This is a genomic window from Pseudomonas lyxosi, from assembly GCF_047758685.1.
GTDB classification, from domain to species: Bacteria; Pseudomonadota; Gammaproteobacteria; order Pseudomonadales; family Pseudomonadaceae; genus Aquipseudomonas; species Aquipseudomonas lyxosi.
On the sequence record NZ_CP180481.1, the window covers coordinates 3,578,203 to 3,598,261 of the forward strand.

Annotated in this window: 19 protein-coding genes; 6 read left to right on the forward strand and 13 right to left on the reverse strand. The window is 61.7% G+C overall.

Going from position 1 to position 20,059, the window contains the following annotated elements; translation table 11 throughout:
• Positions 1–106: 106 nt before the first annotated feature.
• Entirely contained in the window at positions 107–982 is an 876-nt protein-coding gene (locus tag ACMXYI_RS16420; protein WP_415768131.1) for a LysR family transcriptional regulator, read from the reverse strand.
• 268 nt (positions 983–1,250) lie between these two features.
• On the opposite strand from ACMXYI_RS16420, the gene ACMXYI_RS16425 reads away from it, so the two are divergent.
• Complete coding sequence (locus ACMXYI_RS16425) at positions 1,251–2,576, forward strand: MFS transporter (RefSeq protein ID WP_415768132.1); 1,326 nt, start codon at positions 1,251–1,253, stop codon at positions 2,574–2,576.
• Between the two features lie 10 nt (positions 2,577–2,586).
• Positions 2,587–3,978, forward strand: a complete 1,392-nt coding sequence (locus ACMXYI_RS16430) for an FAD-dependent oxidoreductase (RefSeq protein WP_415768133.1) — start codon at positions 2,587–2,589, stop codon at positions 3,976–3,978.
• 3 nt (positions 3,979–3,981) lie between these two features.
• On the opposite strand, the gene ACMXYI_RS16435 is transcribed toward ACMXYI_RS16430, so the two are convergent.
• Positions 3,982–5,400 carry a type VI secretion system Vgr family protein gene (locus ACMXYI_RS16435; protein ID WP_415768134.1) on the reverse strand — a complete coding sequence of 473 codons (1,419 nt, stop codon included), beginning with the start codon at positions 5,398–5,400 and terminating at the stop codon, positions 3,982–3,984.
• Positions 5,401–5,632: 232 nt separating this feature from the next.
• Here ACMXYI_RS16435 and ACMXYI_RS16440 point away from each other — a divergent pair, with 232 nt between their 5' ends.
• On the forward strand, positions 5,633–6,340 hold the full coding sequence (locus ACMXYI_RS16440) for a YebC/PmpR family DNA-binding transcriptional regulator (RefSeq protein WP_415768135.1): 708 nt from the start codon (positions 5,633–5,635) through the stop codon (positions 6,338–6,340).
• On the opposite strand, the gene ACMXYI_RS16445 is transcribed toward ACMXYI_RS16440, so the two are convergent.
• From ACMXYI_RS16445 to ACMXYI_RS16485, 9 genes are all read right to left on the reverse strand, one after another.
• Entirely contained in the window at positions 6,337–7,725 is a 1,389-nt protein-coding gene (locus ACMXYI_RS16445; protein ID WP_415768136.1) for a leucine-rich repeat-containing protein kinase family protein, read from the reverse strand. The two genes, ACMXYI_RS16440 and ACMXYI_RS16445, sit on opposite strands and share 4 nt — an antisense overlap.
• A gap of 80 nt (positions 7,726–7,805) precedes the next feature.
• Complete coding sequence (gene zapE, locus ACMXYI_RS16450; RefSeq protein WP_415768137.1) at positions 7,806–8,936, reverse strand: cell division protein ZapE; 1,131 nt, start codon at positions 8,934–8,936, stop codon at positions 7,806–7,808.
• 258 nt (positions 8,937–9,194) lie between these two features.
• Positions 9,195–10,241, reverse strand: a complete 1,047-nt coding sequence (locus ACMXYI_RS16455; protein ID WP_415768138.1) for an ABC transporter substrate-binding protein — start codon at positions 10,239–10,241, stop codon at positions 9,195–9,197.
• Between the two features lie 18 nt (positions 10,242–10,259).
• Entirely contained in the window at positions 10,260–11,375 is a 1,116-nt protein-coding gene (locus ACMXYI_RS16460) for an NAD(P)/FAD-dependent oxidoreductase (RefSeq protein ID WP_415768139.1), read from the reverse strand.
• Positions 11,372–12,727 (reverse strand): NAD(P)/FAD-dependent oxidoreductase, encoded by a 1,356-nt coding sequence (locus tag ACMXYI_RS16465; protein ID WP_415768141.1) that lies wholly within the window; start codon positions 12,725–12,727, stop codon positions 11,372–11,374. The genes ACMXYI_RS16460 and ACMXYI_RS16465 overlap by 4 nt, the downstream gene beginning before the upstream one ends.
• Before the next feature lie 154 nt (positions 12,728–12,881).
• Positions 12,882–13,172, reverse strand: a complete 291-nt coding sequence (locus ACMXYI_RS16470; RefSeq protein ID WP_008148449.1) for a (2Fe-2S)-binding protein — start codon at positions 13,170–13,172, stop codon at positions 12,882–12,884.
• A gap of 7 nt (positions 13,173–13,179) precedes the next feature.
• Positions 13,180–13,974 (reverse strand): ABC transporter permease, encoded by a 795-nt coding sequence (locus tag ACMXYI_RS16475; protein WP_415768142.1) that lies wholly within the window; start codon positions 13,972–13,974, stop codon positions 13,180–13,182.
• 6 nt (positions 13,975–13,980) lie between these two features.
• A complete protein-coding gene (locus tag ACMXYI_RS16480) occupies positions 13,981–14,850 on the reverse strand; it encodes an ABC transporter permease (protein WP_223527647.1) in 870 nt (289 codons plus the stop codon).
• Entirely contained in the window at positions 14,847–15,866 is a 1,020-nt protein-coding gene (locus tag ACMXYI_RS16485) for an ABC transporter ATP-binding protein (protein WP_415768143.1), read from the reverse strand. The genes ACMXYI_RS16480 and ACMXYI_RS16485 overlap by 4 nt, the downstream gene beginning before the upstream one ends.
• A gap of 244 nt (positions 15,867–16,110) precedes the next feature.
• On the opposite strand from ACMXYI_RS16485, the gene ACMXYI_RS16490 reads away from it, so the two are divergent.
• Positions 16,111–16,947, forward strand: coding sequence for an IclR family transcriptional regulator (locus ACMXYI_RS16490; RefSeq protein WP_008148459.1), 837 nt, complete (start codon positions 16,111–16,113; stop codon positions 16,945–16,947).
• A gap of 51 nt (positions 16,948–16,998) precedes the next feature.
• Here ACMXYI_RS16490 and ACMXYI_RS16495 read toward each other — a convergent pair whose 3' ends face one another.
• On the reverse strand, positions 16,999–17,751 hold the full coding sequence (locus ACMXYI_RS16495; protein ID WP_415768145.1) for an anti-sigma factor family protein: 753 nt from the start codon (positions 17,749–17,751) through the stop codon (positions 16,999–17,001).
• Entirely contained in the window at positions 17,748–18,254 is a 507-nt protein-coding gene (locus ACMXYI_RS16500; protein WP_415768146.1) for a sigma-70 family RNA polymerase sigma factor, read from the reverse strand. Before ACMXYI_RS16500 ends, ACMXYI_RS16495 begins: the two co-directional genes overlap by 4 nt.
• A 158-nt stretch (positions 18,255–18,412) precedes the next feature.
• On the opposite strand from ACMXYI_RS16500, the gene ACMXYI_RS16505 reads away from it, so the two are divergent.
• Complete coding sequence (locus ACMXYI_RS16505) at positions 18,413–19,501, forward strand: catalase family peroxidase (RefSeq protein WP_415768148.1); 1,089 nt, start codon at positions 18,413–18,415, stop codon at positions 19,499–19,501.
• A complete protein-coding gene (locus ACMXYI_RS16510; protein WP_415768150.1) occupies positions 19,498–20,043 on the forward strand; it encodes a cytochrome b in 546 nt (181 codons plus the stop codon). Before ACMXYI_RS16505 ends, ACMXYI_RS16510 begins: the two co-directional genes overlap by 4 nt.
• The last annotated feature ends 16 nt before the right edge of the window (positions 20,044–20,059 follow it).

Below are 20,059 nucleotides of genomic sequence, written 5' to 3' on the forward strand. Positions count from 1 at the left end.
GTGATCGTTCCCACGCTCTGCGTGGGAATGCCTCAATGGACGCTCTGCGTCCGCTTTGGGACGCGGAGCGTCCCGGGCTGCATTCCCACGCGGAGCGTGGGAACGATCATTGGGGGAGGCTCTCGCGAACCATCTCGAGAAACGTCGCCACCACCCGCCGCGAACTCTGCTCGCGCAAGCACACCAGCGTCTCGGTCAATCGCCGTTTGCAGTCGGTAATCGGCAACGCACACACCCGCGAATCCGCGCCGAACTCGGCAGCCGATACCACACCAACGCCAATCCCCACGACCACCGCCTCACGCGCCGCCTCCCGACCTTCAACCTGAATCGCCGGGCGAATGCGAAAGCCTGCCTGAGCCATTTCTTCTTCCAGCGTTTGCCGCGTCACCGAGCCGATTTCCCGCAGCACCAACGGCGTGTCATCCAGATCCGCGAGGCAAATCGATTCACGGTCGGCCCACGGATGATTGCGCGAAACGAACGCCACCATCGGGTCGTTGCGCAGCGGCAACGAGATCAGACGTTCGTCACTCACCTCCCGGCCCAGCAACGCCAGGTCGGCCTGATAGTTGAACAGCCGAAACAGCGATTCGTCGGTGTTGCCGGTTTCGATCTTCACGCTGATGCCGGGGTAGCGCTCACAAAAGCGAGCAATCTGCGGCAACACGTGCACTGGCGCATCCACCGCGAGAATCAGGCTGCCGGTCTGCAAGGCCCTGGAGTCATGCAAGAGCTCCTGCGCCTCGGCCTCGATAACGAACAATCGCTGGGTGATGCTCAGCAAGCGCTCGCCCAGATCTGTCAGGCGTACCGAGCGTTTGTTGCGGTGGAACAGCAGCACACCGAAACGCTCTTCGAGCTTGCGCACTTGGTCGGAAATCGCCGGTTGCGTGAGGAATAGCCGCTCGGCGGCTTTGGTGAAGCTTCCATGGACGGCCACGGCGTGGAAGGCTTTGAGCTGGGCGTGGGAAACCGACATCGAAACCTCCAGTAACAAGCTGAGCTTATATTGGAAATACGATAAATCGATTTCACTTATTAATCAGTAATTGTTTTTATCGACCTCAGCCCCGGTGACTGGTCAGTCGAACAGCGTTGGCGGCCATGAGCCTGTGCGTGCAACAGCAGGGCTCATCTGACCGATATCGCCTCAGGGAAGCTGCGATATCGAAGTGCTCAACAATAAAAAAACAGGCGTTATTTCTCAATTTCTGCCGGCACACTCACACCCTGAGGTCAGAACCACAATGAACAAGCACATCGGCACTATCAAGCGTTGGCGCGTGCAGATCTTCGCGATCACCTGGCTCGCTTACGCCGCTTTCTACTTCACCCGCAAAGCTTTTTCCGTGGCAAAACTGGGGATCGCCGAAGACCCCACCTTCATGCTCGACAAAATGGCCATGGCCAACCTCGACGCCATCTACCTGACGGCTTACGCCATTGGGCAATTCACCTGGGGCATCCTGGCCGACCGCTTTGGCCCAAGGGTCGTAGTGTTTGGCGGCTTGCTGATTTCAGCGGCGGCAGCCTTGATGATGGGCAGTTTCGCGACGTTGCCAATCTTCGCCACCTGCATGCTGATTCAAGGGTTTGCCCAGTCCACCGGCTGGTCCGGGCTGTGCAAGAACCTCGGCAGTTTCTTTCCCTCCGAGCAACGGGGGCGGGTGCTGGGGTTGTGGAGTTCCTGCTACGCCTTTGGTGGGTTGGTGGCGTCGCCGTTTGCTGGCTGGTGGGCGTATACGCTGATCGGCACCTGGCATGCGGCGTTCTTTTCCAGTGCGGCGGTGGTTGGGCTGGTCGCCGTGCTGTTTTTTATTTTTCAGCGCAACAAACCCGAAGACGTTGGCTTGCCGGCCGTGGAACCGGAGCCGCAACTGACGGCGCAAGAGGCCGACGCGCAAAGCAAGATCAGCATGCTGGAACCGTTAAAAGAAATTCTGCGCAACCGCACCGTGCTGGTTCTGGGCCTGGCGTACTTTCTGCTGAAACCGGCGCGCTACGCGATTCTGCTCTGGGGGCCGGTCATCGTCTTCGAGCAGATGCCCTCGGTGGGCAAGGTCGGCGCGGCAATCATTCCGACCGCGTTTGAACTGGCCGGGTTACTCGGGCCGATTCTGCTGGGTCTGGCCTCAGACAAACTGTTCGGCGCCCGACGCATGCCGGCGTGTGTGCTCAGCCTGTTGGCGCTAACCGTGACCCTGGCCTTGTTCATGGGCGCCCTGCATACCGGCAGCGTGATGCTGGTGGTGGCGCTGCTGTTCGTCATGGGCCTGACCCTGTACGGACCGGACTCGATGATCAGCGGCGCGGCCGCGATCGATTTCGGCACCGCCAAGGCGGGCGCCACAGCGGCCGGTTTCGTCAACGGTTGCGGCTCGGTCGGGGCGATTCTCGGCGGCTTGCTGCCGGGCTACTTCGACTCGGTCACCGTGTTCATCGTCTTCGCCGGCTGTGCGATGTTTTCGGCCCTGGTGCTGATCCCGCACTGGAACAGCCGCCCGGCTGGCTTGCGTGCCGAAAGCGCCTTCGTGCCTAACCAACCGATCACCGTAAAACCTCTGCGTACTTAAGGATTGACCCATGAGACCTTTCTGGCTGGAACAGGCGCTGGCGGCCGAGTCCTGCGCGCCATGCGAACCCTTGGCGGGCGACACCCGCGCTGACGTCTGCATCGTCGGCGGCGGCTACACCGGGCTGTGGACGGCAATCATGCTCAAGGAACAGAACCCCGAGCTGGATGTGCTGCTGATCGAGGCTGATATCTGCGGTGCCGGCGCCAGTGGTCGAAACGGTGGTTGTGCACTGTCGTGGTCGGCCAAGTACTTCACCCTTGAACGGCTGTTCGGCGTCGAAGAAGCCGTGCGACTGGTCAAGGAATCGGAGCGCAGCATCCATGCCATCGGCGCCTTTTGCGAGCAGTACGGGGTGGACGCCGATTACCGCCTCGACGGCACGCTCTACACTGCCACCAACCGTGCCCAATGCGGCTCGACCGACGCCGTGATCGCGGCGTTGGAGCGCAATGGCATCAACTCCTTCACCCAACGGCCGGTGGCCGATGTGCAACGCATGGCCGGTTCCAGCAAACATCTGGAAGGCTGGTTTTCCCCGGCGGCGGCCAGCGTGCAACCGGGCAAACTGGTGCGCGGCTTGCGCCGGGTCGCCTTGCAACTTGGGGTGAGGATTCACGAGCACACGGCCATGACCGGGTTGCAGGAGGGCAAGCCTGCGGGGATTCAAACCCCGAATGGCACCATTCGCGCGGATCGCGTGGTGCTGGCGATGAACGCCTGGATGGCCCGGGCGTTTCCACAGTTTGAGCGTAGTGTGGCGATCGTTTCCAGCGACATGCTGATCACCGAACCACGACCCGATCTGCTCAACGAGATCGGTTTGACCAGCGGCGTCACCGTGCTCGATTCGCGGATTTTCGTGCACTACTACCACAACACCCCGGACGGCCGAATCATGCTCGGCAAGGGCGGCAATACCTTTGCTTACGGCGGGCGAATGTTGCCGGTGTTCGATCAGCCATCGCCCTATGCCGGTTTGTTGCAGCACAGCCTGAGCGAGTTCTTTCCGGCGTTTGCCGAGGTCAAGGTCGAGGCGACCTGGAACGGTCCGTCTGATCGTTCCGTCACCGGTTTGCCTTTCTTCGGCCAGATGAGCGCCAGTGGCAACGTGTTTTACGGTTTCGGATACTCCGGCAGCGGGGTTGGCCCGTGTCACATGGGCGGGCAGATTCTCGCTTCGATGGTCCAGGGGTTGGACAACGCCTGGACCCGTTCACCTCTGGTCAACGGCCCGTTGGGCTTGTTTCCGCCGGAACCGATTCGTTACCTCGGCTCCCTGATGGTGCGCAACGCCATCCGCCGCAAGGAGCGCGCCGAGGATCATGGGCATCGGCCACGGCATCTGGATGTGCGTCTGGCGAAGTTCGCGGCGGCGGCAGGCAAGGCCGACAAGGGCTGAGTGTCAGGGCGTGAGGTCCGAGCGATTGACCAGCCAGTCGAGCAGTAAGTGGCTATCGCGGCGTGGCGCGGGAACGGGCCGAGTGCGCGGGTGATGACCCATGCCGACGCATAGCACCGGCCGGTCCGGGTCACTGTCGAGAAAGCTGATCAGGATGTCGCTGCCGGCCGTTGGCAGGCTGGACGGGTCAATCAGACCGTTCGGCGCTGTAAGGGCGACCGGTAGCCAGAAACCGACAGATTCAACCGCTTCCGCTGTTGGCCACAGCCTGACCTGTATTCGACCTCGATCATCCAGCACCGCCGGCTGCCCGGCAGGGCCCAGCACCCGGGCGGGCTGATAGCCCGGGATGCTCGGCCTGGCCTGTCTGAGCGCCGGCCTGAAGACTGTTGACCAGGGAATGGCGGTGAACTGATTGCGATAATGGCGGACCGTATCGGGTTTGTCGGCGGCAAGAATCGAAGGTTGTTGCCCCTGGTGTCGGGTTTCGGTGAGCAGCCATTGATCGTTGAAATTCGGCAGTGGATGTTCTGACACTTGCACTATCCGTGCGCTGCGCAGCGCGCTCTGGGTGCTTTGACCGTGGATCTGCAGGTGCTGGCAACGTAGACGCTCCAGTTGTCGTCGGCTCAACTGATCGCGATGGATGTGCTCGGAAGCGGGGCGGACCATCATCGGCAATGGTTTGCTAAAAGCGTGGTTGGCCGCGCCCTCGTCGGGTTTTTGCGAGCCACGGTTCCTGGCCTCCAGTCGTGAGGGAAAGGGCGGCGAGTCATGGCGCTGGAACAACTCACTGATCACCGGCACGTCATTGTCTTCGGGCGCGTTGTCCTGATAAGGCGTAAGGACTGGTTCCTGGGGGAAACTCAGGCTGTCATCGGCCAGGACCAGCACATGCCCGTCGCGCTGATGTTCGAAGTGATAGTGAATGCCTTCTTCTTCGCACAGCCGTTGCAGCAATGCCAGATCGCTTTCCTCGTACTGAATGCAAAAAGGCCGGACGGGATAGTGTCCGTTGGATAATTCGAAGCGGTAGCTCCCCTCGGGCACATCATGTTCCTCCAGCAGTTGGCGCAGGATCATCGGTACGCTGAGGTGATGAAAGACGCGGCGTGAACGCTGTCGGTCGAGCCATTGAAGGTAGGGCACCAGCACCAGTTTGTAGCCGATCCGGTGGGGGCCGCGATGCTCGCGACTGGCACTGTGAAGTACGCCATGAATACCCTGGCCCTCCATCAGGCTGAGGAACACCGGCTGTTGTAGCAATCGGTCGAGGTTCATGGCCGGTGCGAGGCCGATCACTTCGATGTCGAATCGATAGGACTGGTTGAGGGCTTCTCGGCCACTGAACTGCAACACCTGCAAACTCAAATCGCCGTCGAGGAGTGTCAGGGTGAAAGGACTTTCCTTGTCGTTGTGCATCGAACGCGCTTCTGCCATGGAATACGGGCGCAGAGGGTACGAAACCACAGCCCTTTATGGTCACCGCAAATCGAAGTTTCAGAATCGCCCTACAACTGCCGGTGAAGATGTCGATTGGTCATGCGGGTGAACAGGGTGGATTTTTTGGTCGATTGCCAACTTTAGGGCGTATAAACTTGCGCCATGCGTCGGCCAATAGATGTCTCGGCGCCATAGATCAAGAGAGTGAGTAATGGGCGCACAGTGGAAGGTTAAACACAAAGAAGCGGCATCTAACGCCAAGGGCAAGATCTTCGGCAAACTGGTAAAAGAAATCACCATCGCTGCCCGTAACGGTGCCGATGTCGCTACCAACGCACACCTGCGTCTGGTGGTTGAACAGGCTAAAAAAGCTTCGATGCCCAAGGAAACTCTGGATCGCGCCATCAAAAAAGGCGCGGGCCTGCTGGGTGAGACCGTTCAGTACCATCGCGTGACTTACGAGGGTTTCGCTCCGCACCAGGTTCCGTTGATCGTCGAGTGCGTCACCGACAACATCAACCGTACCGTTGCTGAAATCCGCGTCGCGTTCCGCAAGGGCCAATTGGGCGCTTCCGGTTCGGTAGCGTGGGACTTCAACCATGTCGGCATGATCGAGGCGTCCCCGGACAGCCCTGACGCCGATCCGGAAATGGCCGCCATCGAAGCCGGTGCCCAGGATTTCGAGCCGGGTGAAGAAGAGGGCACGACCCTGTTCCTGACCGAGCCTGCGGACCTGGACGCGGTGCAGAAAGCCCTTCCCGAGCAAGGGTTCACCGTGTTGTCGGCCAAGCTGGGCTATCAGCCGAAAAACCCGGTCAGCGGCCTGAGCGATGAGCAGATGGCTGAAGTCGAAGCCTTCCTCGAAGGCCTCGATAACCACGATGACGTGCAGGACATGTTTGTCGGGTTGGCGGGTTAAACCGCTTCGAGCGTGTGATGACCTGTGGCGAGGCCCCTCGCCACAGGTTTGTGTTGGCTTCCAGTGGTTGAGGCCAATACTGTCAGCGCCTGAACAAGCTCGTTGAACCCCGGTCGCGTCAGCACCTGCGGCTGACAGCAGCGCTGCTGCAATTGCTCCAGCTGCACACGACCTTCATCGCTCAACCCCGAGTCGATCCGCTCCAACAATTCCCCCAGCAAAACACCAAACGCCCGTACCTCGATCCGTTGCAGCGCACGGCTTTCAAGGCTGTCCGAGATGGCATGGAACGACGCGGCGCCAAAATCCCCCAGCAGGCAATCGCCATGCTCATTCCACAGAATGTTATGGCCGTAGAGGTCACCGTGGGTGATGCCATGTCGGTGCAAATGTTCGGCTGCCGAGGCGATGCCACAGGCGATGCGCAATGCCACGCCAGCGCTGAAACGGGTGTCGTTGGCGTAAACGTCGCGGGTACATGACGCCAGGCTCGGCAGCCCGGACAGATTGCGATAGCTCGGATCGATCAATTGCATCACCAGCCCGGCCTGGGCTTCTGGATGCCCGACGACGCGCCCTTCAACCCGGATCAGGTTGGGGTGACAGCCGGCGGTGATGCAGGCGTTCATTTCGTGCAACGGCGAGCCATCGCTGGTCATTTCGCCTTTGTAGAGTTTGACGGCGACCTGTGTGGCCGGTTGGCCCGGTCGATCCCACATTGCCCGATGAATTACCCCTGACGCGCCTTCGCCCAGTTGCTGCTTCAGATGCAGTTCGGACCAGGGAATGTGGGGCGTGGCTTCGAGGGCGGCCGCATCGGCTTCGGTCTCCAGCGGGTTACCGGCGTACGCCAGCCAGGTCAGGCTCGGCAAGGTCAGCAGCCACTCGGGCAACTCGGTCAACCGGTTGGCGGCGATGCGAATCAGCTCGAGTCGATGGCAATGGCGCAAGCTCTCCGGCAAACGTTGCAAGCGGTTGCCAGCAAGCATGAGTTTTTGCAGGTGCGGACGCTGACCCAGCTCGGCGGGCAGTTCAGTGATGCAGTTATCGGTCAGGATCAGCCAGCGCAGCAACGGTGGCAGGGCCGCGCCTGGCACGCGTTCGATGCGGTTGGCCTTGAAGCCGACCATCGTCAGTGCGGCGCATTGGCCCAGGCAGTCGGGCAGTTCGGTGAACAGATTGTCCGAACAGAACAACACGCGCAAACGGGTCAGGCGGTGCAAGTCGTCCGGCAGGCTGCTCAAGGCATTGCCACTGAGGTTGAGGACTTCCAGCGAGTCCGCCAGGTCGAAGATTTCTCGCGGAAACTCCGTCAGGCCGCCGGTGAGGTCCAGGCGGGTAACGCCTGACAGTTGGCCGGCGCGCAGTTGGGCAAGGGTATCCATGAGCAGATTCACTTTGATCGAAAGGAGGGCGCGGAGGCCTGGAAACGGGCGACATGATACCGGCAAAGGCCGGGGACGTGTCAGACCGGATCCCTGACTTCGACCAACTGCCCCAACCGGCTGCGCGTGCGCGCCAGATCGATGGCATCGCCGCCCAGGCTTTCGCGCAAAGACTGCTGCCCGAGCAGAATCAGGTGCTTGTCCTGGTCGTAGAGGACGTCGACCAGATTGATGAAGCGCTGCTGGGCGGCGATGGAACACTCGGCGAGGTTGGGCAGTTCATCGATGAACCAGTGATCGAAACGTCGGCACAGCTCCAGGTAATCCATGACCGCCGTGGGTTGGTCGCACAGATCGCCGAAGGTGAAACCGATGGTTCGCCCTTCGCAGTGTCGGGCCTGAAGGTTGCGTGTCCCGACGGGCAGTTGAATGGCCGGCGCGTCGCGTTCGGGCAGGTTCAACGACTGACGCTGCGCCAGCGTGGCCGGCCAGACGTACTGTCCCTGGGTAAACAGCTGCTGGGCATGGGTTCTGACCTGACTGCGGTAGTCGTGGGGGCCGCCGACCTCCATGACCTGCATGCGTGCGTTGATCAGGTCGATCACCGGCTTGAAACGCGCGTGGTACAGCGGGTTGGGCAGCAGCCCTTCCGGAGGGTAGTTAGAAGTGACCAGCAGCAGGATGCCTCGGCGGAACAATGCCTTGAACAACCGGGTGATGAGCATCGCGTCGCCGATGTCATGGACGTGAAACTCGTCGAAACACAGCACCCGGCAATCGCGCAGCTGTTCGTCGAGGGTGATTTCCAGTGCATCGGGTTGATCGCGATGACTGAACATTCCTTGGTGCAGTTGCGCAAAAAACTCATGAAAATGCAGGCGCTGTTTTTCCGCGAGGGGAAGGGCCTGGAAAAACCCGTCGAGCAGCCAGCTCTTGCCGCGACCCACCGCGCCGTGCAGGTAAAGGCCGGGGAGCGTTTTTGCCGAGGTGCCCGCCAGCGCTGCGGCGTGTTGCGCCATGCAGTCGATGACGCGCAGTTGGCTATGACTGAGGGTGTAACCCTGAGTGTGGGCCTTGCGGTGGAAGCAGTCGTGGATGACTCGACCTGTCGCGGTGTGACCGGCGGATACAGCCGATGACTTGCCGAACAAGCGGCGTAGCGCAGGCCAGCGTGATGTCAGTCGCGAACGGTTGGGCGGTCGAACGGCCACTGTGATTTCACCCCGTAATCTACATGCCGGCTCCCCGAGCGGCGGCATAGTGTAACCAGAGGGGGAATTTTCATTCCAGTTGTGTCGACCTGTAGCAGCTGCCGAGCCTGCGAGGCTGCGTTCGGCTGCGCAGCAGTCGTAAAACCAAACACCGCGGTCATTCAGGTAAACCGCAGTGAATGGATTGGCGACTGCTTCGCAGCCGAACGCAGCCTCGCAGGCTCGGCAGCTGCTACATAGAAAGCGCTATGCCGGAAGCTAGCGTTCGATACTACGATTCCACCGCGCATTCCACGCCGGGCGCTGTTCGTTGACCTGATCCCAATCGATCGCAATGGCAGTGGTCAGGTACTGCTTCATCGCCTCGACCTGGCCGCGAGTCTTGTCGGTGGTCGGGGTATTCGGATTGGACGGGATCTGGTCGCCGTCTTCAAGCGCGGCAGCCTGAGCTTCCGGCGTCAGCAAGAAAGCGGCGAGTTTCTGCGCCAGTTCCGGTTGAGTGTTGTTGGCGATGGCACATTCGGCCACGTTGAGCACCACGGCGCCTTCCTTCGGTTGCGCATATTCGACCGGCATGCCCTTGAGTTTCAGGGCGGTGACCTGGGTCGGCGTGAGTGGGAACAGCGCGGCTTCGTCGGTCTGAAGCATTTCGGAAATTTTCGCCGAACTCGGGATGTACTCCAGCACGTTGCGCCCGACGGTGTTCGGCCATGCCTTGAAGCCTGGCTCGACGTCGGTTTCGCTGCCGCCCTGAATCCGGTTGAACATCAGGAAGCCGTGCAGGCCGAAGGTCGATGAGGCCATCGACTGGAACACCAGTTTGTCCTTGAATCGCGGGTCGGCCATGTCCATCCACGAGGTTGGCGCGGTCCAGCCTTTCTCCTTGAACAGACGCGTGTTGTACGCCAGCCCGGTCACGCCGAGGCTGACCGCCACGGCTTGATCCTTGATGCGGCCCTTGGCCGGAATCTGCGCCAGCGGTGCGCTGTCTTCGAGTTTGTCGCACAGCCCCATGGCGATGGCGCGGTACATGATGCCGTCGTCGAGGAACATCACGTGCATCTGCGGGTTGCCTTTGCTGGCCTGGACCTTGGCCAGAATATCGGCGGAGGTGCCGGGCACGATCACCACTTTGACGTTGTTGGCCTTCTCGAAAACCGGCAGCACCTTGTCGGCGTAGAGCCGCTCCATGGTTCCGCCGTTCATGCCCAGGTAAAGCGTCGGTTCGGCCTGGGCCTGGGTGACCGTGAGCAGGGCGGTCAGACAGGAGAAACCGAGCAGTGCAGTGCGTTTGACGTTATTCATTGGCGCGACCTTCCTCTATCAAGCAACGGAGATGGAGTGAAACCGGGTGATGGAAAACGCATCCAGTGGCGTCTTTGAGGCGCCGCTGCAGATGATTTCGGTGAGCACCTGGCCCACCGCGGGGCCGATCTGAAAACCTGCGCCGGCAAAGCCGAACGCGTGCAACAGACCGGGTTGAGTGCCACTGTGGCCGATCACCGGCTGACGATCGGGCAGGTAACCTTCGGTGCCGCTCCAGGTGCGAATCGCCTGGGCGCCTTCAAGAAACGGATAAAGCTCGACGGCCTGACGCAGGATCTCGATCACCGCGTGTTGACCGGGCCGGGCGCGGGCGTCGTCGAGGGCAAAACCCTGACCGCCACCCAACACGCAATTGCCGCGCGCGACCTGGCGGGCATAGATACCGCCGCCCTCGACCCCGGTGCTGGCATTCATCACCAGCGGCAACGGCTCGGTGACCAGCATCGCCGGGTGCCCGGCGTGCATCGGCACGCCCTCACCGAACTGTTCTGCCAGGCTGCCGGCCCAGGCTCCGGCGCAATTCAGCAACCAGGGCGCCTGCAACTCCAGACCGGTTTGCGTGCTGACGCGAAAGCGTTGCCCGTCGTGTTCAACCGCCGTCACCGGGCATTGTTCATGGACTTGTGCGCCATGTCGCCGCGCCGCCCGGGCAAACGCCGGGGAGACCAGCCGCGGGTTGGCATGACCGTCATCGGGACAAAACGAGGCACCGACCGCCACCTCGCCGACCCACGGAAAACGTGCGCGTAATTCACTGCGCTCGAGTACCTGCAAATCGAGGCCAAAGCCCCGACTGCTGGCGGCATAGTCTTGCAAGGCGTGCAGGTCGTTGAGGCTGCGGGCCAGTTTCAGGTGGCCGCTGCGCTGATACTCACCGTCGATGCTAATCAGCTGCGGCAATTGCCCCCAGATGACGTGGGCCCGCTGCGACAGTGGCAGTTGCGACAGCGGTCGCCCCTGACGCCGTACGCCGCCGTAGTTCACGCCGCTGGAATGCGAGCCACAAAAATCCCGCTCCAGCAGCGCCACGCGACGCCCGGCCTTGCTCAGAAACAGCGCGGCTGAGGCACCGACAATACCGCCGCCAATGATGACGGCATCGACTTCGATCATGACTCGACCTCCAGACCAAACGGCAGGGGTTTGATGGGGGCCTGAGCCCGAAGCCTGCCGATGTCGGACACGCCGCGCTGGCTTTCGCAGGCAATGATTTCCGCGGCGGCGGCGCCACACATCCGTCCCTGACAGCGGCCCATGCCGACCCGGCAATGCGCCTTGACCCGGTTGATCTCCCAATGGCCCTCGCGCACCACTTGGCGGATGTCGCCGGCCCGCACTTCTTCGCAGCGGCAGATCATCACGTCATTCGGGGCATCGGCGGCCCAATTCTCGGGAAAGATGAAGGCCCGTTCCAGGCCTTGGCGGAAGGTATCGATCCGTCCCAGCGCCTGCTCCAAGTGCGCCCCACGTTGCGGCGGGATCAGGTAACCGATGTCTTCGAGCAACGCCAGGGCCGCGCGTTCACCGGCCATTTCCGCCGCGTCGGCGCCCATGATGCCGGCGCCGTCACCGGCCAGGTAAACCTCGGCGACACTGCTGCGTCCGGCGCTGTCACGTTGCGGCAGCCAGGCGCGGTTGAGCGGGTTCCAGGTGAATTCACAGCCGAGCAAATCGGCGAGTTGGGTTTCACTGCGCAGGCCGTGGGCGAAGGCGACGGCGTCGCAATCGAGTTGCTGTTCACCCTTTGAGTTGGACCAGTTCAGCGATTGCACACGTTGCTCGCCATTGATGCGTTTCAGGCTGGCACCCTGATGCACCGGGATGCCGTGAGCGGTCAGCCAACTGCGGTAATAGATGCCTTTGGCCAGGGTGGCCGGTTGCGAGAGCAGACCGGGCAGGGCGCGGGCCTGAGCGCTGAACGGCGAACTGTCGAGCACTGCGACCACCTTGGCGCCGGCCTTGGCGTATTGATACGCCACCAGATACAGCAACGGCCCGCTGCCAGCGAACACCACCCGTTCACCGATGGCGCAACCTTGAAACTTGAGGGCGATCTGCGCTGCGCCGAGGCTGTAAACCCCCGGAAGGGTCCAGCCTGGCACCGGCAGAATCCGGTCGGTGGCGCCCGTAGCGACGATCACGCGGGAGAATGCCAGCCGCGCGGCGCGGCCCTCATGCAAGGTGTCGAGCGCACCGTCCTCGGCGTTCCATACCAAAGTCTCGGGACGGTAATCGAGTTGCTCGCGCAGCTCATCAATCGTCTGATGCAGCGCGTTGGCCTTGCCGGCTTCGAAGCCATACAGTTTGACCGGTGAACGCTTGAAGTTGGCCGGTTGGCGACGATAAATCTGCCCGCCACCGCGTGCAGCTTCGTCCAGCAAAATCGGGCGAATGCCATGCGCAACCAGCGTCTGCGCCGCACGAATCCCGGCCGGACCGGCACCAATGATGACCACGGAATTCATACCCACCTCATGTGTGAACGCCGCTGAACCCCTGTGGGAGCGAGCTTGCTCGCGATGACGGCGGCACAGTCAACAGATGTGTTGGCCGACAGACCGCTATCGCGAGCAAGCTCGCTCCCACAGGGGATACGGTTTCTGCTGGTAGGAAAGGTGTTCATAGGGACCGCCCCGGTTCGCGGCTGATCTGCTGGCCGGCTTCGAGCAATGTCGAGCAGGCGCGCACGCGCCGACCATCGCCCAGTCGAACCCAGCAGTCCTGACAGGCACCCATCATGCAAAACCCGGCGCGGGGTTCAGCGCTGAAGTCGCTGCCGCGCAAGTGTTCGCTGCAGGTCAGCACTGCCGTCAGCAAGGTATCGCCGAGCAGGCCGGTGGCCGGTGTGCCGTCGAGGGTAAAGTCCAGGGCCGGGCGGTCGCCTTCGGCCAGTCGTTTCAGCAGAGCCATAGCGCCCTCATTGTTTGCCCACCAGAACCCGATCGAGGCCGTAGACCCGGTCGAGCAAAATCATCGTCAGCGCGGTCAGCCCAATCACCAGTGCCGACACCGCCGCCATCATCGGATCGATGGATTCGGTGGCGTACACGTACATCCGCACCGGCAAGGTTTGCGTGGCCGGCGAGGTGACGAAAATCGACAGCGTGACCTCATCGAAACTGTTGATGAACGCCAGCAGCCAGCCACCGGCGACCCCCGGCAGAATCATCGGCAAGGTGATTTCCCTGAACAGCGTGAAGCGCCCGGCACCGAGCGATTGCGCGGCGTGTTCGGCACTGCGATCCAGGCCAATGGCCGACGCCAGCACCAGTCGCAGCACGTACGGTGTGATCACCAGCACGTGGGCGAAGATCAGCCAGGTGAAGCTGCCGTTCACGCCCATCAGCGCAAACAAGCGCAGCAATGCGACACCCAGCACCAAGTGCGGAATGATGATCGGCGACAGGAACAGACCGTTGAAAAAGTCGCGGCCGGGGAACTCGAATCGCGTGATCGCCAGCGCCGCCGGCACCGCAATCAACGTCGCCAGACTGGCCGCGCCGAACGCCAGGATCAGGCTGTTGTAGAACGCATCGACAAAGTCAGCGCGCTCGAACACCGCGCGGAACCAGCGCAGGGAAAACTCCGTGGTCGGCAGGCTCAGGGTGTTTTCCGGGGTGAAGGCCACAAGGCACACCACCACCAGCGGCGCCAGCATGAACAGCACCACCAGGGTATGGAACAGCAGGGCGAAAGGACCGTTCTTGGACATGACGAGTTATCCCAATGACTTCTTGTAGCGGCCTTCGATCATCCGGTTCCACGACAGCATGATCAGCAGGTTGAGCAACAGCAGGGCCACGGCGATGGCCGCACCCATCGGCCAGTTGAGCTCCGACAGGTACTGGTCGTAGATCAGCGTGGCGACCATTTTTATCCGACGTCCGCCGAGCAGGCCGGGGATGGCAAACGAACTGGCGGCCAGACCGAACACGATCAACGTGCCGGAGAGCACACCGGGCATGATTTGCGGCAACACCACTTGGCGCATCACGGTGAAGTGGCTGGCACCGAGGGACATCGCGGCCTGTTCGGCGGCCGGGTCGAGTTTTTGCAGCGAGGTCCAGACCGGAATGATCATGAACGGCAGCATCACGTGGACCAGCGCAATCACCACCGCGAACGGCGTGTAGAGCAGCTTCATCGGCGAGCCGCCGAAGGCTTGCAGGGTCTGGTTGACCAGGCCGTCGGCACCCAGCAACAGGCTCCAGCCGAAGGCGCGCACCACCACCGAAATCAGCAACGGCGTGAGGATCAGAATCAGGAAAATCGAGCGCCACGGCGTGCCCATGCGGCTGAGGATGTAGGCCTCGGGCACGCCTATCACCACGCAGAGCAGGGTGGTCAGGGCACTGATCCACATCGTGCGCAAAAAGATTTCGTAGAAGTACGGATCGCCGAGCAGGCTGCTGTAGTGATCGAGGGTGTAGGCATCGCCGTTGATCCCCGAGCTGTAGTCGAAGACGTTGAACGACAGCACCAAGGTCAGCAGCAGCGGGATAACCAGCAGGCTGAGGTATAAGGCCAGGGCCGGTGCTGACAGCCAGTAACCCTGGCGTCCCTGGCGAATAGCGACAAGCGTACTCATGCCGGCACCTCGTCGACACTCAGTACCCGCAGCAGCGTTGCGTCCCAATCGAGCCCGACCGCCGTGCCTTCGGTCAGCGGTGCCGAACCGTCGTTGCGGCGCACCACACTGAGTTCGCCCAGGGTCGTCGACACGCCGTACAGCCATTGGCTGCCGAGAAAGAAGCGGCTGACGATGTTGCCTTGCAGACGGCCCTGACCTTTGTCCCGAAGATCAATTTTTTCCGGGCGCAGGCTGAGGGTCAGTTCACCGCCACTGCTCACTTGAACCACGCCAGCGCTGTCACGTTCACCGGGCAGCAGATTGGCCTTGCCGACGAACCCGGAAATGAACTCGGTGCGCGGGTGTTCGTAAAGGGTGTAAGGCGCGTCGATCTGGGTGATGCGCCCGGCCTGCATCACCACCACCCGGTCGCTGATGGACAGCGCTTCGGACTGGTCATGGGTGACCATCAGCGTGGTGATCCCGACTTCGCGCTGGATGCGGCGGATCTCGAATTGCATCTCTTCGCGCAGGTTGGCGTCGAGGTTGGACAGCGGCTCATCGAGCAGCAGCACTGGTGGTTCGATCACCAGGGCCCGAGCCAATGCAACACGTTGACGCTGGCCGCCGGAGAGCTCTCGGGGATAACGCTCGGCGTGCTGGTTGAGGCGCACCAGTTTCAACACCCGGTCTACTCGCTGCTGCAACTCGGCACCGGGCACTTTGCGCATGCGCAGGCCGAAGGCGACGTTATCTTTCACGGTCATGTGCGGGAACAGCGCGTAACTTTGGAACACCACGCCCAGACCGCGGCTGGCGGGTTTGGCGTGGGTGATGTCGCGACCGTCCAGCACAATGCGTCCGCTGCTGACTTCGACGAAGCCGGCGATCATTTGCAGGGTGGTGGTTTTGCCGCATCCGGAGGGGCCGAGCAGCGAGACGAACTCGCCTTTCTCGACCGAGAGGTTGGTGGCGACGACGGCGTCGATCTCACCGTAACGTTTGCCGAGTCCTTCAAGTTGCACAAAAGCCATAACTGCGCTCCACCTGAGATTGTTATGCGTCGCCCGAAGGCGCGCTTTTTTGTATGGGCAGATACGAAAAGGTCTTGCTGGGTGCGTTGGCGCTCGACTTCTGTCGGCTGCCGCTGTTGTTCGAATCGCCCCTGTCTGGACGCAGAGTAGGACGAAGAATAGGATGGGCTCAATGGCCTATTTCACTGAAGCGATGACTATTTTCAGTTTCATTCGGTGAGTAAATTAATACTCGAGAAAACCCATGACAGATTCCATTGAGCGGAATGAAAGCAAAAGTGATGTCGGTGTTGGCGCGGTCTCCAGACTGTTTGCCGTGCTGCGCAGCCTGGGTGACACCGTCGAGGGCGGGGAGCGGGTGACGCAACTGGCTCAGCGCATCGGTTTATCGCAACCGACCACGCACCGATTGCTGCGCAGCCTGATGGATGAGGGCATGGTCGAGCAGGATGCGCGCAGCAAACGCTATCGCTTGAGTCTGGAGTTTTTTGCGCTGGCGGCTCGTGCCGGGAACACTGGGAACCTGCGCGAACTGGTGCGTCCGGCGTTGCTGCGGCTGTCGGCATCGTTGGGGGATTCGTTGTTCTTGCTGGCGCGCAGTGGGTTTGATGCGATCTGCCTCGACCGCAGCGAAGGGCCGTTTCCGATCCGCACCTTTACCGGTGACATCGGCGGGCGGGTGGCGCTGGGCGTGGGGCAGGGCAGTCTGGCGATTCTGGCGTTTTTGCCGGAAGAAGAGCGCGACACGGTGATTCACTACAACTTGCCGCGGCTCAAGGATTTCCACCTGTACGACGAGGTGTTCCTGCGCTCGGAAGTCGAGAACGTGCGCAAGCTCGGTTACGCCGGGCGCAACACCGGCGTGTTGCAGGGCATGGCCGGGGTGGCGGTGCCGATTCTGGATCGTGAGGGGCGGGCGGTCGCGGCGCTGAGTGTGGCCACCGTGAGTGATCGGCTGGGGCCGGATCGCTTGCCGACGGTGGTGGAAATGCTCAAGCGTGAAGCGGCGTTGATCGGGCCGCGGATCAATCCGTTCGACCCGTTGCTGCGTCGGCCTTCGCAAGTCTTCGGGCAGGGCTGACCCCTATGTCGATCGTTCCCACGCGGAGCGTGGGAACGATCGGTAGCAAGATCAGAACTGCACGGTTTGTTTGAGCAACTGCGCCGCTGGCGTATCCGTCGGGCTGACCATCGCATAGTTGTACCCGCCCCCCGACCAGTACTCGGCCTGCAACTCGCCATCGCTGCGACTGCCCCTCGGCAACAGGTAGTTTTTCGGACCCGGTGGACGGACGTAGAAGCTGACTTTATGGCCGCTTTGATCCTCGTAAACCACCATCGCCGCCGGCCCTTGCTCGGTGCTCAGCAAGCGTCCGCTGACCGGTTTGAAACCTGCGCCCGAGAGGTCAGGCAAGCGATTGGCCTGAGTGAAATAGCGGTCGAGCCAACCCTGCATGTCACCGTCATCACTGACTTTGTAGTCGGCCGGCAGGATGCCTTGCTGGGCAATCAGGCGATAGGCCTGCAGGGCATCGGTCATCGGCAGTTGGGCACTGATGAGCGTCATCTCCCGGGCTTGCCAACCGCTGACCCCGCCGACGCTGACCGCGATCAGCAACACAGCGGCGCTGGCCAGGTGACGGCGAGATTGCCGTTTGAGGCGTTGGCGAATCAGCGCCGGGTCGAGGTTCGGGTTGGCCGGTTGCTGCAGGGCGCCGCTCAATGCCGCGCGCAATTGCTGGGCGTCCTGCTGCCAGGCACGCACTTGGGCAGCCACTTCAGCATTGCTGGCCAGAAAAGTCTCCACCAGACGTCGGTCGGCATCGCTGAGTTGCTGGTCGACATAGGCGTGCAGGTCACGCTCGCTTGGGGGCAGGCTGATCATTTGAGTCTCCGCAGAGAAGGGCGGGTGATTTCGCCGTCGCTCAACTGGCGCAAGGCTTGGCGGGCACGGGACAGGCGGGACATCACGGTGCCGGTGGGGACGTCGAGAATCTCGGCGACCTCTTTGTAACTCAAACCTTCGACCGAGACCCAGAGCAGCAGGGCGCGTTGTTCAGTGCTGAGTTGATCGAAGGCTTTCAGGGTCGATTGGGCGATCACGGTGCGCTCCACCGACGGTTGTGCATCGTCACGCCCGGTAAAGAATTCGAGCATCCGTGCATAACGCCGGGAGCGCCGGTGAGCATCGAGAAACTGTCGATACAGAATCGAAAACAACCAGGCGCGCAAGTCGCCCTCGGGGCGTTTGTCACCCCAACTCGACAGCGCGCGCTCAAGGCAAGACTGCACCAGGTCGTCGGCGCTGCTGGGGTTGCGCGTCAACGACACGGCAAACCGGCGCAATCCGGGAATGATTTCTCGCAGTTGTTCGTCGATATCGTTCATGAAGTTCTGGCTAGTCACTACGCTGTGGACTAGAGAGACGCCCGGCATTCGAGGTTATTCCACGCCTGAAAAAATAAATACGGCGCGATGGAATAAACCACCACGGGGTTCGTCTGCTTGATCCTTCTCACTTGTGGCCGATGGCCCTGGAGTCTTTCATGGTAGATCGCTCATCACCGCCAACCCGGCCACCCTTGAGTGCCGCGAGCCTGACATTACGTCTGGCCGGTATTGCTGTGGTGGTTGCCGCCCTGGCCGGGGCTTTTGCCTACGTCAACGGCACCTTAGACCCACAGCGCCTGACGCCGAAAAAGCTGATCAATGTGCTGGAGACCAACAACGGCGTGCACCCGGGCTTCCGGCGTAACCACTCCAAAGGTGTGTGCGTGATCGGGCATTTCGAGAGCAGCGGTGAGGCGCGCAGCTATTCCAGCGCTCAGGTGTTCAATGTAGCGCGGACCCCGGTGGTCGGGCGTTTCGCATTGCCGGCCGGTAATCCTTATGCGCCAGACAGCAGCGTGCCGATCCGCAGCCTGGCGCTGCGCTTCACCCAGGCCAACGGCCAACAATGGCGCACCGGGATGAACAGCATGCCGGTGTTCCCGGTGGGCACACCCGAGGCGTTCTACCAATTGCAGCAAGCCCAGTCACCGGACCCGGCCACCGGCAAACCGAACCCGGCTGCCGTGCCAGCGTTCTTCGGTTCGCATCCGGAAGCTGCACCGTTCCTGGCCTGGATCAAAACTGCCAAGCCGTCGGCCAGTTACGTGACGGAAACCTACAACAGCGTCAATGCGTTTTACCTGGTGAACACGGCCGGGCAACGGCAAGCGGTGCGCTGGAGCATGGTGCCCGTCGCTCAGGATGCCGCGGGTGCTACGGCGCCTGAAGGGAGTGAATTCCTGGAGAAAGACCTGATTCAGCGCATTTCCGCGGGGCAGCTGCGTTGGCAGCTGAACATCACACTGGCCAATCCCGGTGATCCGGTCAACGACGCCAGCAAAGCCTGGCCCGAGGGTCGCAAAGTGTTGAACGCCGGCACGTTGGTCCTCGAAAGCACTCAGCCTCAACTCAATGGTGAATGCCGTGACATCAACTACGACCCGCTGGTACTGCCCGCCGGCATAGAAGGTTCCGACGACCCATTGCTCGCCGCTCGTTCAGCGGGGTACGCCACTTCCTACTTGCGTCGTACCAGCGAAGTCAGCCAGTTGCCCGCCGCTAATAAACAGGAGTCTCGTCAATGAGCGCTCAACCGAACCATTTCGCGCCTTTAGCGCGATTGCTGCACTGGCTGATGGCGCTGATGATCATTGCCATGCTGTTTATCGGCGCGGGCATGGCCGCTTCGGTGTCCGAGCGTCATGAGTGGCTGATTCATCTGCACAAACCCTTGGGCGTCGCGATTCTGCTGCTGGTGATCGTGCGCCTGGCCGTACGCTTTTCCACTCAACAACCACCGCTGCCGGCGGATCTGCCGGGTTGGCAAGCACTGGCGGCCAAGGCTTCGCATGTCTTGTTGTACGCGTTGATGCTGATCCTGCCGCTGCTGGGCTGGGCGATGATTTCGGCGGCGGGGGATCCGGTGATGCTCAGCAGCTCGTTGCAGTTGCCATCGATCGTACCGGCGAATGCGCAGGTGTTTGCGTTCCTGCGCAAGGCTCACGGGTATCTGGCGTATTTGCTGTTCCTGACGGTGCTGCTGCATTTGGCGGCGGCGCTATTTCACGGCTGGGTGCGCCGCGATGACGTGCTGGACAGCATGTTGCGGAGCAAGGATCGCGGCTGATCTCCTGTAGCCGGCA